The organism is Ohtaekwangia kribbensis (assembly GCF_042676245.1).
Lineage (GTDB): Bacteria > Bacteroidota > Bacteroidia > Cytophagales > Cyclobacteriaceae > Ohtaekwangia > Ohtaekwangia kribbensis.
Window position 1 is genome coordinate 1,878,464 of record NZ_JBHTKA010000001.1, and the last position, 13,688, is coordinate 1,892,151.

The window sequence follows — 13,688 nt, forward strand, 5'->3', positions numbered from 1 at the left end:
AAGTCAATATATATATACTCCGGTCTTTTTTGTACGCACAAGTGTTCGGACAGTCATTCTTACGGCATAGGATTAATTTTAGCCTCTCTAAAAAAATGAAGCCGGAGCAGGCCGCACCACGTATATCTTTTCTGCCAGTTATACCCGGCATACTCCGTTCGTGTATCATCGCTACTCCGGCTCGTATATAGTAAATCCAGGTATGCTTGTTACTGGTAGGCATCGTTCTGCCCGAGGTTCTGATTTATTTCGCGCTCGGTTTGCGGAATCGGGAACAGGTAACGTTTCTCATCCGGCACCGTCATCATCTCGGTTAATGCTAAATCGGTGCGCGCGTAGTCATACCAAGCTTCTCCTTCAAACATAAGTTCCAGTCGCTTCTCACGTTGCACTGCGGTTATAAAACTGTTCAGATCAAATGTATCTCCCGCAGGTGTTTCTATAGCAGCTCGATCGCGAACGGCTTTATAGTATTGATAGGGCTCACCGGCTGGCGAGTTACTAACCCGCGCCTGCGCCTCCGCATAGATCAGGTATATCTCCGACATCCGAATCACCGGTACATTTTGAGTTGCCGGGTTATAATTACGATACTTACCTATATAATACCGGTTGTTCTGGAAATTCAATGTAAAGTCTCTACGCTTGTCGCCTTCTTCATAGAATTTATATACGGTGTCCTTGGCAAAGAACAAAGCTGAACTGGTAGGATTACTTACCGTTGCAAATGGATTGGTTGCCTGCGCATCGAACTGCAATTCAAAGATAGATTCACCACTGTTCTCCGTCAGCCAGATGGATGGATAATCTGCCGTAAGCGTATCACCGCTATCAATCACCTCTTTTGCAAAGGAAGCTGATTGTTCGTAATCACCCTGGTATAGATATACTTTTGAGAGTAAAGCTTTCGCAGCATTCTGTGTGGCTCTTCCTTTGGTTTGATCGAGCGATGTATAGGTCATCGGTAAATTAGCAGCATCCGTTAAGTCGGCTATAATGTGGGTATATATTTGTGCTTCCGGTGTGCGCGACACCTGAAGCTCACCCAATGAAGTAGAAGCATCGGTAGGACTTGTAATCAATGGTACATCTCCCCAGCTTCGCACCAGGTTGAAATATACCAGGGCACGAATAAATTTTGCTTCATTCACAAACTGCTGTTTCTTTTCATCGCTTATCTGACCTGTCATATCAGGCACACGTGCAATTACATTGTTGGCAGCATTGATGCTGGAGTATGAAGCCGTCCAGATGTTAAGCACCCATGGGTTATCGATACGAATATCGTTTTGCTCAAAGTTTACGAACTCCGGGTAATTATATACGTTCTGCACATGGCCGGCAGCAAACTCCGGTATCAGGATCATCGACTGACCATAATAGGTTGAAGACTCCAGTGAACGGTATATCGCACGCACGGCGGACTCAGCACTGGCTTCATCGGTAAAATATTCGTCAGCGGCAATCTGGTCGATTGGCGTTTTATCAAGAAAGTCGCTGCACGAGAACACCGATGCCGCAACCACTATAATTACTATATAATATATGATCGTTTTCATAAAATATACTCTGAATGATTCTTAAAAAGTAAGGTTAACACCACCGGTAAAGATGCGCGGCTGCGGATAGCTTCCGTAGTCAAATCCATATACCAGTCCCTGGTTGGCACCGCCCGGAGAAGAACTTACTTCCGGATCGTATCCACGGTAGTTGGTAAACACATACGCATTCTGTACCGTAGCATATATACGCAGGCTCTTCAGCTTCAACTTCTCAAGCACGGTGGTTGGCAAGGTATAGCCTAGTGTAATATTCCGGATGCGGAAGAAAGATCCATCTTCAACAAATCGATCGGACACTGTACCGTTGTCCAGGTCAGCTGGGGTTGGACGTGGTACATCGGTTATATCACCCGGATTTCTCCAGCGTCTGTTCCAGTCAGCCGAACCGTTGTTACTGTCACCGCTTCCGGATAAGATCGTAAAGAGATTATAGTTGAATATATCATTACCATACGAGTATTGTCCCATAATGCTGAGATCAAAACCTTTGTATGAAAATGTATTGGTGATACCCCCGAAGAAATCAGGATTCGGATCACCGATGATTTTTTTATCGGAAGCAAAATCAGGAGGACCAACTGTACCGTCTGCGCGGGTAAAGTCGATCATACCTGTCTCAGGATTTACGCCCACCATCTCCCATCCGTAAAATGTACCGAGAGGCAAACCTTCGCGTGCTATATTCAGGTTACCGAGTCCGCCATATATATCACCTTCCGGCAACGACACAACCTTGTTCCGGTTAAACGTCATGTTCAGTGAAGTTGTCCAGCGGAAATCATCGCCCACTATATTACGTGTGATCAGCTCAAACTCGAATCCTTTATTCTGTATCTCCCCTACATTTCTAAAAGCACTCTGGAAACCGGATGAGCGCGGCACTTGTACACTGATGAGCAGGTCGCTCGTATTTTTTACGTAGTAATCTGCGAGTACGGTAATACGATCGTCAAACAATCCTATATCTGCACCGATATCAATTTGTTCCGTAGTTTCCCAGCCGAGATTCGGATCTCCTAACGATGTTGGATAGAAACCGGGAGTATTCAGATAGTTACTTCCGGCTGAGTATAAAGTATAGCTGGCATAATTCGGAATATTCTGATTACCGGTAATACCCCAGCTGGCACGCAGCTTCAGGTTGCTCACTTGCTTGGAACCTTTCAGGAATGATTCTTCCGAGATACGCCATGCAGCGGCCACCGAAGGAAATGTACCATACCGGTTATCGGCACCAAAACGTGACGAACCATCGACACGCATATTGGCTGTAAGCAGGTAACGATTCTTATAACCATAATTTACGCGTGCAAAGTACGAAGCGATAGCCCACTCCTGCACCGTTGCATTGGCACCAGACAGAGTTCCACCAGCGGAGATCAGCGATATATCATTGCTGGCAAAATTACTTCTACGTGCTTCTACAAATGAATACTTCGACTCCTGAAAAGATATACCACCGAGTAAATTGAGCGAGTGATCGCCAAACGTTTTATCGTACGTAAGCGTGTTCTCATTGATCCAGAGTTGATCTTTGGTACTGCGGGTTGCTCCTATACCACCCTGACTCACAAAAGATTTTATTCCTTTTGGCGGCATAAAGAAATTTTCATCTATATAGCTCATGTCAATGCCCCAGGTAGTTTTAAAGATCAATCCCTTCGTAATCTGGTAATCGGCAGAGATGTTACCGAGTATACGGAATGTCTCAGCTTCATTCACCGGCAGTGTTAACATGGCTACCGGGTTTTCGCGCGCACTGTTTACCGGGTCGTAGGCAAACGTTCCGTCAGGATTATATACCGGCACGTTGGGCGGTGTTACTATACCATTTTTGGTAGAGCCTTCTTTTGAGTTTTCTTCCTGTATGCGATGATTGATTGCACGCGTCAGGTTTATATTCGTAGAAAGTTTAAGACGCTCGCTTTGTTTATAGTCCAGGTTTACGCGACCACTAAGACGACTGAAATCTGAATTCAGAATGATACCATCCTGGTTATAGTATCCGATGGAAGTATAATATTGAGTTTTATCAGATCCTCCGGATGCAGCGAGCTCATAGTTCTGCATAGGTGCCGTGCGGAAGATCTCATCCTGCCAGTCTGTATTTACATCGGTGCGTAATATACTTTCCGGCACAGCGGTTCCTTTATACTTATAGAAGTCCTGCATGTATGCTATATACTCATCCGTATTCATCATATCATACTTACGCTCGCGCGGCATTTCAGAAACACCGGCATAAGCATTCAGGCTGATGTTGGTCTCATTCGGTCTTCCGCGTTTGGTTGTGATCAGTACTACACCATTGGCAGCACGCGCACCATAAATAGCAGACGATGCTGCGTCTTTCAGAATCTCCACAGACTCAATATCACTTGGGTTGATAGACGAAAGTATATTTATACCTTGTGTACCACCACCGAAGTTAAAATCACTACCTCCCACAAAGTTGGTATTGCTGTTTACCGGTATACCATCAACCACATAGAGCGGATCAGAGCTTGCATTGATGGAGGTTGTACCGCGAACGCGAATGTTCACACCTCCACCCGGGCTCCCTGATTTTTGTGTTACCTGCACACCACCGGCCTTTCCTTGTATAGCTTGTGTTACACTGGGGAGCGGATCTTTATCCAGCATCTCGGAACCTATCGTTGAGACTGAACTTGTTAATGTTGCACGATCAATCGTACCGTAGCCAATCACCACTACTTCCTTCAACACCTGCCCACCTTCTTCACGCAACTTTACATCTATAGCCTGTTGATTATTTACCGGCACCTCCTGCGTTTTAAGCCCCACGAATGAGAACACCAGCACATCGCCGGGGGAACTTACACCAATGGTATATTTACCTTGTGTATCTGTAACCGTACCTATACTCGTATTCTTTACCAGGACACTTACACCGGGTAAGGCTGTGCTGTCCTCCCCGGTTACTACACCACTCACTTTGAATTGACCAGCGGTGGTATCCGTTGCTACTACCGTGCTGTCGGTCGCTACTGTAGTACTATCCGTTGCAACGGCAGTGCTATCCGTTGGTGTGACAGCAGGCCTGGATGATGCAGTGTCGGGCCGTAACAATATATTAACAGACTCGCGTCCGTTTACAGAAGCAATAACACCAACAAAACCATCTTTAGAGAAAACCAGTGTATCACTGGAAGATGCCAGTGCCAGTTGATAACGCCCGGTTGAATCAGTAACCGTACTTCTGTCTGTATTCTGAATCAGTACCTTTACTCCCGGTAGTGGAAGTGTATCGTTTGCAGAAGCAACAAGCCCCTTCACCTGTTGACTACTATCCGGGGATATAGTCTGGGCTTTTCCTTGCGCTATCAATATGAGACATAGCACAACACAGTAAAAAATTTTATTCATACGCCTTCTAGCTTTACTTTTTCACCGGTGCAGCTATAAAGCATAGTACCATGTACCAAATTTCACGGCATATATTCCGTGCTATACATCCCAAAAAGCTTTAAAACAATTATTACGAACTGTTTTTTGAATGTTATAGCAATCAGATGCATAACAGCATTCGAAAATATACAGTGAGGTATTCTTCCACACTTGTGTGGTTTAATTGCAACGTTTGGACTATGGGCGCAGCGCACTTGATGAAATACTTTGACCGCCTGATTCCGGAATTGGACAATACACGTTGAAAAGAAAATTGTACCTTTGAGCAACTCATTCTACATTAACCTTAACTGCTTTGATCCCGTTTGCATTGCCTGTCCGAAAGATCGTTACCGTGCTGATCGTTTCATCAACCCTCGTTATACAAGGTTGCATATCCGAAAACGAAAAGTCCTCTCAACGGCTTCATACTTATTTTGAATCCATCCGGAACAACGAAGCATTGCTTACCGCCTTCTTTTCCGAGATGCCCAAGGGCGGTGATCTGCATAATCATTTTTCCGGTTCGGTATATGCCGAAACATACTGGAACTATCTGCTGCGCATGCGACCATGGTTCGATACGGTAACACTGGCTTTTGAATACGACAGCATTAAACTGGTTAACAAAAAAGGAGATTACCGAAGGTATAAATCAGCAACACAGCTGATCGCTGCAAAAAAGCTGGCCGATATCAAACAACGTATACTGCAGGCATGGTCTGTAAAAGATTATGTTGACCTGGGCATACCATCACATAAGCACTTCTTTGATACGTTTGGAAAATTACCTTCAGGTGGATGGAAAGAGACAGGCGTTGGACTACAGGAACTACAGTACCGCGCAGCACGCGAAAATGTACAGTACCTGGAGTTGATGTTACGAAGCGTTCCATCTGACAAGATGGTAACAGATGAAGCCCACTATACGTCATCACTAAAACTTGTAGACTACTCCGACACCGTGCGCCTGCATGCCATGCTGGATTCACTTGTGGCCGCATTCCGAAGCATTGATCTTTCGGCTGATGTGAAGGCATTTAATGAAAAGCTTCAGGCTATTCACAACCAGTATGTACCCGATAACAACGCGGTGACTATACGCTATCAGACGTATGTAAACCGCAGGAACGAGCCGGTTAAATTTTTCCGTGACTTACTCGCAGCCTTTGAAGCGGCTCAAACCAATACGCTTGTAACAGGTGTGAACATTCTCTCGCCCGAGCATGGCGATGTATCAATGCGCGATTACAAACTGCACATGTATATGTTTCGCTACTGCAGTCAATTATACAATACAGTAAAATACTCGATGCATGCCGGTGAACTTACGCTCGGACTCGTTAAGCCCGAAGACCTCACCTTTCACATCCAGGATGCTGTATATATAGCCGGGGCGAATCGCATCGGGCACGGTGTGGACATGGCTTACGAAAGCGACAACGCCACCCTGTTGAGACACATGGAAGAAAAGAAGATCGCGATCGAAATTAACCTGTATAGCAACGAATTTATACTACAGGTAAAAGAAGACAGCCATCCCATTTCGTTGTACCGTAAGTATCATGTGCCGATTGTAATCTCGACAGACGATGCCGGTATACTGCGAAGCAATCTCGTACATCAATACGTTTTACTAGCCAAGCGCTATCCGCAGGTGTCGTACGCAGAAATAAAAGAATATATACGAAACAGCATTACCTATAGCTTTATCAAAGAAGCCGAACTGAAGCAATCGCTGCAGGATTCCTTAGCTAGGAAAACTGAACTGTTTGAAAAGAAAATTTTGCAGGAGCAGGATTTACTGGCTCGTGAATTCACAAAATAATTTAATGTCACGTATGGAAACATCTGCTATACAGGCTTTACTCAATCAGTTGCTACAACTGCCGGAGTATGCTATAGCAATACTCTTCCTGGCAGAAAATATAATCATCACAATATCCGTCTTGGTGATCGGGAACTTGCTGCAGCAACGATTTTCATCGTTACCGGTTAAAGTATACCGCTATACTTCGCGTGAGTGGATTATCTGTGCCGTTACCAACATACTCAATACACTTGTTACGTATGCGGGCTTCTGGTTGTGGAAGAGCGGCTACGTGGTAATGGACATGTCTGTCTCCTTCTTTATTATAGTGGACTTTTTGATTCTCTTCCTGGCGATGGACCTGCTGATGTATATGTTTCATTACATCATTCACAAAACATTTTTATACAAGGCCATGCACGGCCTGCATCACGAGGCGGTTGATCCGAAACCGATCGATCTCTTTGTACTGCACCCGATAGAAACACTCTGCTTTGGTGGCCTCTGGCTGCTACTGCTACAGCTATATTCGTTCAATATATATGCCATTATACTTTACCTTACGGCGAATGTAATCTTCGGCATGTTGGGACATTTAGGTATTGAACCGCTACCGGAAAAGATACGCGCCAATGCCTTTCTAAAATACTTCGGCACTTCTACATTTCATCACCAACATCACCAGGATGTGCAGTTCAATTTTGGATTTTATACCACGCTGTGGGATCGCCTCTTCGGTACGCTGCAAAAATCCAAAGTATAATAGAGAAGTATATATCGGTACTTACGGCTGGTATGGCCCCTTTACTTCGCCCCAGCCCCACACTGGCATGGGTGCATCGGGTTGAATCGGGTTTTCAGCAGCACTGGAGTTAATAACGGCTATGCGACTTCCCCACTCGAGATAGCCAACGAGTGCCGAGCGAAATTCCGGATCATCAGGCAGTCCAATTTCATCGGCAGTTTCCAGTAACAATGTTATCCAGCGCTTCCGTTGTGTGTCAGTAAGATGCTTGCCTATATGATGTGCTACCATAGTAGCATGGCTTCCGCTGGTACCGGTATATAGTTTCGGACCACCAAAGACTTCGGCTACAAATTTTGCAACATGATCCGCATGCGCTGCCGACATGTTGCGAAACACAGGCGACAGTATGGCATCATCTGCTACACGTTGATAGAATGTGGCAAATAGTTTTTCAAAGGCAGGTTGTCCACCCGCCCATTCAAAAAGAGTAGGAACAGATTTACTTAGTTTTTCGTCCATACTATACCAGTGTTTGTATAATGTTTCATTTCCTCAATATTTGTATAGAACGGTCGCACCAATGCAAAGAATGATTTGAACTCGGCACTGCTTCTGAACTTTTGCAAATGGTCGTCAACCGATGTCCAGTGAATACGGATAATATAGTGCTGGGGTTCTTCCACTCCGTGCAATATTTCATAACTGAGACAGTAGGGAGAAGCTTTTAGAAATTCGCCAGCTTTGGTATACGCTGCCTCAAAGTCTGCTTGCTGTTCTGCACTGATTTTATAGCGTATAATTTCAGTGGAATAGGATTGATCTTTATTCATGGTGGTTTGTGTTTGCGCGAAGGCGGTGCAACTTACTATACTCCATACGAGTGCATATAATATTTTCATAGTTTTGTTTTTGGTAAAAGTGAAGCATTCGTATACAGAAGTCAATAACTTACCAATAAGTAAGCCCTTATGATTCAACTACACGACAAGACCTATACGTGCCCCGTAGATGTAACGCTCGGACTGGTAGGCGGCAAGTGGAAGATACTCATCCTGTCGCACCTGCATCAATTCAATCGCAAAGGCTTTAGCGAGATCCGGAATAACTTACCCGGAGTATCCGAGAAAATGCTGATGCAGCAACTCAAAGAACTGCAACGCGATAACCTGATCGATAAAGATGTATTGTCTCAAAAGCCCTATCGCGTAGAATATTTTTTAACAGAACAAGGTAAAACACTCGCACCGTTGTTTGATTTTCTCAGCACATGGGGAATCGATTACCTGAAGAAACATGATATTGATTATATCAAGGATCAGGCATTGTATAAATAGATATACCTGGTTAGCACTCCGGCAATATATACTTTGCTACTTCTTATAAATAAAAAAGGAGATCTTTCGATCTCCTTTTATCAACATAGCTATACCTCTTCATTATTCACTACGCAAGTTTAATGCGCTGAAATGGTCTTCTTTTTTAGCCTTTCTTCCACCGGAAGAAGGGCCTTCATAATTCATCTCTATATAATTCTTGCCATCTTCGAATAAATCATCAACACTATATTCCGAGTTGCGAATGAAATTCTTCAGATCATCGTAGCTATTGATTTCACCAAAATCAACAAGGGAATATTCTGCAGGAAGGCCCAACTCCGGAAATTGAAATCCGCTCAATGATGCCGGCAACTCTAAAACAGGAACAGCCTGGTTAGTACCTTCTGGCAGAACGAGAGTCCACGTATTCTCCTCATATCCCAGAATAACGGCAATCAAATCAAAATCACCAACAGCGCTATAGTTCAATTTATTACTGCTGTAATCAAACGAAACTTCATTTTCAAGGTATTTAACGTCGAACATTTTTTCGCTGCTTCCGCGGCTATAGTAAAACTGATCTGCCTCGAGCTCTATTTGTGTATAGTAAGATGGGAAGGCTGTTCCGGGATAGTGATACGTAAGTTTTGATCCTGAAGAGCTGAATGCACCCAGTTTAAAAGCATTTTCGTAAACACCTGACTCAGCAAAAGCTCTGACCTCGACTTCCGCATAATACGCGTCCTGAGGCAAATCAACGGTAGTCTTCGTTACCGGTATATTTACATTAGTCAGGTTGATTGTATGACTAGCGCCAGTAGTAATATTCGTGAATAACCGATAGGTAGGAGTTTCGGTAGCCCACTCATCCTGGCGTTCAACGTACAGGCTGCTGGGATTTTTACGCAAACCTACAACCTGGCTCGGATGATATGTATCCGGGAATGCCTGGTCTCCATTTGATTCAACATAGTAGGCATATCCGTTCGCGAAATTTGTAAAGTTCAGAGTAGCCTCACCAACAAAAGTCTCATCGCTGTCATGTTCGTACATCAGCTTCCAGCTTTTACCACGCTCAATTTGCGCGAAAGTAAAAACGCGACTGCGGCTTGACTCTGTACCTGTTCGTACTAGCACTTCAGACAGATAGAATTTCTCACCTTTAAATTCAGCATTCTTCAATGTATAGCTCTTGCCATTCTCATATTCGGTAGAAGCAATTACTTTTCCGTTTTCATCCGAGAGAAATACAAAGCCACGCTCAGCATAGCCTTCTTCTGTTTCGAGCTGGTTGGCTGCGATGCTAAAGCTCACCAGGGTATTAGTGACAGCAACGGAAACCTGTTGTTCAGTTTTATTTCCTGATTTGTCGTAAGCAACCACTTTGATCGTATGCGTACCGTCCTGTACCGTGTTAGAGTCCCAGGTATATTGAAAAGGACTTCCTGTTAACGTAGTAACCAATGTACCATCAACGTATATCTCTACTTTATCGAGATCATTCTGATCTGCATCCAACGATACGACTACTGTACCATTTACAGCGGCATCATTGGTAAGTCCCTCGATCGTAACCTCAGGAGCAGTGGTATCCGGGGTGGCATCGTCATCACCACCGCAGGAACTGAATAAAACAAGCGAAGCAAATAGTGCAAACACAACGCTGGTGCTGAGCACTTTTTTAAAGGGTAATTGCATTTTCGATAGTGTTAATTTTTTTGGGAGTGTAAGTATACCCAAAAACGGTGTGAGCACTTGGAACAGTGATGTGCGTATATACTATACAACGCATGGGGTATTCGATGATAATGAACAACGGGTTAGCAGTTGATGAATAATTTGACACGGAACATACATGACTAAAATGACCGATTTGAGACAGCCAACAAAACACAACGGACAGCCTACTGATTTACAGCATTGGTTATCAAATCATTACTCACAAACGAATAACTCAGCAGGTGTAGCTTTATCAACGCATACCATACAACGGTACCCCTACCGTGCTTTTTATCAAACTAACCGGAACCTTTTTCCGAAAGCGGACACTCTATAAACATAGGATGAGATTACCGGAAAGCTTGTGATAACGTTCTCATGATGTTATGCGCATCTTGTCGCTGATGTCCAATGTCGGGTTAAAGATAGTCACAGTCGTGCCGTCTATTTTACCGGTGGCTATGAGGCGATTTAGAATTATACCCTTTTTTTTGTCGGATCGTTTGTTTCACCTCACACCCCAACGCAACCGAAAATTGCCGGGGCGCATCACTACTGAGACACTGTGTTACAGCATCACGCTTTGTACTATACAGATTATTGAGCGTTGGAATAGTCTTTACCGGACGATATACCTGCAAGGCTTCAGCAAGTCCACAAGGCAAAAAGTGTTGCTGCCAATTTTTAAACACCGGTTGGCCGCAATCCCAGAATAGAGGGGCAGCCAGTATCTCTATATCGTAACATGCCAGGGCAATCGTGTTCGGTGTTGCTTGTATTATAGCATGGTAAAAGGATTGCCTGCCGGGTATAATTTGTAAATTCTTTTCTACGATTTTAACATCGTTATGGCTTTACGATACGTATATATTCACGAGTCACGCAACAACACATACAGAGGCGTGTATACCGTACAAACCCCATTACGGCATAATAGTTTACTATATCTTTAATTAAAGCACTACAGTCTCTGCAAGCGTTCGCGCGGGTAATGAATACATAGTCTAACGGTTTTTACGTATGAACACTGCACCAAAAAAAATTATAGTTGTAGGCGGGGGATTTGCCGGTCTTAACTTTATCAAACGCATGGCTAACGACATGCGCTTTCAGATCACATTAGTTGATAACAATAATTATCATTTCTTTCCGCCTCTGCTTTACCAGGTAGGCATGGCATTCATCGAACCTTCTAACATCAGCTATCCTTTCCGGAAGATGTTCCAGATGAAAAAGAACCTGCGCTTTCATCTGGGCTGTCTCATTCGTGTTAACTGGGAAGATAAAACCATCGAGACAGAAACTGATATACTCGCTTACGATTACCTCGTGCTGGCGCTGGGTACTGAAACGAATTACTTCGGAATGGAAAACGTGAAGAAGAATTCGTGGGCATTGAAGAGTATAAATGATGCCACCAACCTGCGCAACCATTTACTGCTGAACATGGAGAAGGCGGTAAAGACTTTGGACCTCGCTGAACGTAAACGCCTGCTAAATATAGTGATCGCGGGTGGTGGGCCTACGGGAGTAGAAGTTGCCGGTATGCTGGCTGAAATGGCGCACAAGATTGGCCCGGTAGAATATCCGGAGATGCCGGGCGGAAATTTACCTATATATTTAATTGAAGCCGGCAAAGTACTGCTGGGCCCGATGAGTACTAAAGCACAACAGGAAGCTCACACGGTTTTAGAAAAACTGGGCATCACGATTAAACTCAATACAGCCGTTAAAGATTATGTAGATGGTAAAGTAATTTTGAGTAATGGTGAAGTGATTCAGACGAATGCGTTGATCTGGACCTCCGGTGTAATTGGTCGTGAAGTACGTGGACTGCCTCCGGAAAAATTAGGACGCGGCCGCAGAATTCTTGTCGATGAATATTGTAAGGTAAAAGATATAGAAGGTGTATATGCACTTGGTGATATAAGCCTGGCCCTGCACGAAGCTAAATTTCCATCCGGCCACCCGCAGTTAGCGCAGGTAGCTATACAGCAGGGAAAATTACTAGCAGATAATTTTAAACGACTTCATGAAAATCGTGCGATGAAATCTTTCCGGTATAACGACAAAGGCAGCATGGCTATTATCGCGAAGTATAAAGCTGTGGTAGATTTACCAAAAGCATTTGTAAAAGGATTTATAGCTTGGATCATCTGGTTATTTATACACCTGATACCGATTGCCGGATTCCGGAATAAACTGAAGCTCACGTTTAACTGGACCTGGTCGTTCCTCACCGATGACCCAACGCTGCGCCTGATCATAAGACCCAAACCGGAAGAGTTCGCGCAAACTGATCACAAACCAAAGAATATATACCAGGAAAGTCTGGTCGAGCGATAAGGCAAAAGCAATACGCCTGAATCTCAAAGAGCCTCCCGACCGGAGGCTTTTTTATGAGCAACCTTGTGCTATATTTAAAACTACTGGTGACAAAGTCCGTATAAATACGTAGTTTCATCTTGAAATATATAGCTCTCTCCCCCTGCGCGCATGTAAGGTACAACTTGCATACAGTCGTTTTATTCGCGCATACCGATTGGCAAAACGCTGAAAGAGCCCGCAATATTCATCTGTCATAGTACAATCATACTAGTTGTCATAGTACTTTTTTACTATACCGCGCGCTGTAGTGTATTCCTTAAACTTTTTGATTTTTTATTCCTGGGCTGCTATATACTTGAACCCTGAAATGGAGCATCACGAATTAATGATAAACAATAGCAACCTGACACTTAAACCTAAATTTTACATACTATGAGTTACAGACTTAGTCCGACAGTAGGAAAAGCAATTTCAAAAGAAACCGCGATGCGCTGGATTAAAAATTACCATGAAAAACATCCGCAGCACGGAGGTATACGCGCGCGCTTCTTTGGCTTAAATATAATAGATGAGATCCTGTCACAGCACGAGTGCGTTGGCATTCGCATTTACTATGCAAGTAATGATGAAGGCGAAAAACAATTGCTGCTGGTTGGAGCACGTGAAGATGGAAGTAACATCTGGCCGGATGATGCCGAAGGAGCAACGCTGCTCTCTGCACAGGGGTTGATCGCTGATGCATCGAGCCCGTGCCCTCCGTACTGTCCTACAAACTGATAACACCAAAAAAAGATCCT

Annotated in this window: 10 protein-coding genes; 5 read left to right on the forward strand and 5 right to left on the reverse strand. The window is 44.1% G+C overall.

Features of this window, described 5'->3' with window-relative positions; translation table 11 throughout:
- Positions 1-209: 209 nt before the first annotated feature.
- Together ACFQ21_RS07525 and ACFQ21_RS07530 are read right to left on the reverse strand one after the other, a co-directional pair.
- Positions 210-1,559, reverse strand: coding sequence for a RagB/SusD family nutrient uptake outer membrane protein (locus ACFQ21_RS07525; protein WP_377577084.1), 1,350 nt, complete (start codon positions 1,557-1,559; stop codon positions 210-212).
- Positions 1,560-1,580: 21 nt separating this feature from the next.
- Positions 1,581-4,949: a SusC/RagA family TonB-linked outer membrane protein gene (locus ACFQ21_RS07530; protein ID WP_377577087.1), complete on the reverse strand. Its 3,369-nt coding sequence runs from the start codon at positions 4,947-4,949 to the stop codon at positions 1,581-1,583.
- A gap of 376 nt (positions 4,950-5,325) precedes the next feature.
- Here ACFQ21_RS07530 and ACFQ21_RS07535 point away from each other — a divergent pair, with 376 nt between their 5' ends.
- The gene (locus ACFQ21_RS07535) at positions 5,326-6,798 is read left to right on the forward strand and encodes an adenosine deaminase (RefSeq protein ID WP_377577090.1); all 1,473 of its coding nucleotides are present in this window, start codon (positions 5,326-5,328) and stop codon (positions 6,796-6,798) included.
- Positions 6,799-6,811: 13 nt separating this feature from the next.
- Positions 6,812-7,543 carry a sterol desaturase family protein gene (locus ACFQ21_RS07540; RefSeq protein ID WP_377577093.1) on the forward strand — a complete coding sequence of 244 codons (732 nt, stop codon included), beginning with the start codon at positions 6,812-6,814 and terminating at the stop codon, positions 7,541-7,543.
- Positions 7,544-7,564: 21 nt separating this feature from the next.
- Here ACFQ21_RS07540 and ACFQ21_RS07545 read toward each other — a convergent pair whose 3' ends face one another.
- Both ACFQ21_RS07545 and ACFQ21_RS07550 read right to left on the reverse strand, forming a co-directional pair.
- Positions 7,565-8,047, reverse strand: coding sequence for a group II truncated hemoglobin (locus ACFQ21_RS07545; RefSeq protein WP_377577096.1), 483 nt, complete (start codon positions 8,045-8,047; stop codon positions 7,565-7,567).
- Entirely contained in the window at positions 8,032-8,427 is a 396-nt protein-coding gene (locus tag ACFQ21_RS07550) for an antibiotic biosynthesis monooxygenase family protein (protein ID WP_377577099.1), read from the reverse strand. Before ACFQ21_RS07550 ends, ACFQ21_RS07545 begins: the two co-directional genes overlap by 16 nt.
- Before the next feature lie 69 nt (positions 8,428-8,496).
- On the opposite strand from ACFQ21_RS07550, the gene ACFQ21_RS07555 reads away from it, so the two are divergent.
- Complete coding sequence (locus ACFQ21_RS07555) at positions 8,497-8,862, forward strand: winged helix-turn-helix transcriptional regulator (protein ID WP_377577102.1); 366 nt, start codon at positions 8,497-8,499, stop codon at positions 8,860-8,862.
- A 102-nt stretch (positions 8,863-8,964) separates the two neighbouring features.
- Here ACFQ21_RS07555 and ACFQ21_RS07560 read toward each other — a convergent pair whose 3' ends face one another.
- Positions 8,965-10,542, reverse strand: coding sequence for an Ig-like domain-containing protein (locus tag ACFQ21_RS07560; protein WP_377577105.1), 1,578 nt, complete (start codon positions 10,540-10,542; stop codon positions 8,965-8,967).
- 1,041 nt (positions 10,543-11,583) lie between these two features.
- On the opposite strand from ACFQ21_RS07560, the gene ACFQ21_RS07565 reads away from it, so the two are divergent.
- Positions 11,584-12,909, forward strand: a complete 1,326-nt coding sequence (locus ACFQ21_RS07565; RefSeq protein WP_377577108.1) for an NAD(P)/FAD-dependent oxidoreductase — start codon at positions 11,584-11,586, stop codon at positions 12,907-12,909.
- A gap of 414 nt (positions 12,910-13,323) precedes the next feature.
- Positions 13,324-13,668 carry a hypothetical protein gene (locus ACFQ21_RS30540; protein WP_449290173.1) on the forward strand — a complete coding sequence of 115 codons (345 nt, stop codon included), beginning with the start codon at positions 13,324-13,326 and terminating at the stop codon, positions 13,666-13,668.
- Positions 13,669-13,688: the final 20 nt, after the last annotated feature.

Bases quoted from the DNA above. Each gene is read 5' to 3' on its own strand.
- ACFQ21_RS07525 (WP_377577084.1), bottom strand. From the start codon at position 1,559: ATGAAAACGATCATATATTATATAGTAATTATAGTGGTTGCGGCATCG.
- ACFQ21_RS07530 (WP_377577087.1), bottom strand. From the start codon at position 4,949: ATGAATAAAATTTTTTACTGTGTTGTGCTATGTCTCATATTGATAGCG.
- ACFQ21_RS07540 (WP_377577093.1), top strand. From the start codon at position 6,812: ATGGAAACATCTGCTATACAGGCTTTACTCAATCAGTTGCTACAACTG.
- ACFQ21_RS07545 (WP_377577096.1), bottom strand. From the start codon at position 8,047: ATGGACGAAAAACTAAGTAAATCTGTTCCTACTCTTTTTGAATGGGCG.
- ACFQ21_RS07550 (WP_377577099.1), bottom strand. From the start codon at position 8,427: ATGAAAATATTATATGCACTCGTATGGAGTATAGTAAGTTGCACCGCC.
- ACFQ21_RS07555 (WP_377577102.1), top strand. From the start codon at position 8,497: ATGATTCAACTACACGACAAGACCTATACGTGCCCCGTAGATGTAACG.
- ACFQ21_RS07560 (WP_377577105.1), bottom strand. From the start codon at position 10,542: ATGCAATTACCCTTTAAAAAAGTGCTCAGCACCAGCGTTGTGTTTGCA.
- ACFQ21_RS07565 (WP_377577108.1), top strand. From the start codon at position 11,584: ATGAACACTGCACCAAAAAAAATTATAGTTGTAGGCGGGGGATTTGCC.
- ACFQ21_RS30540 (WP_449290173.1), top strand. From the start codon at position 13,324: ATGAGTTACAGACTTAGTCCGACAGTAGGAAAAGCAATTTCAAAAGAA.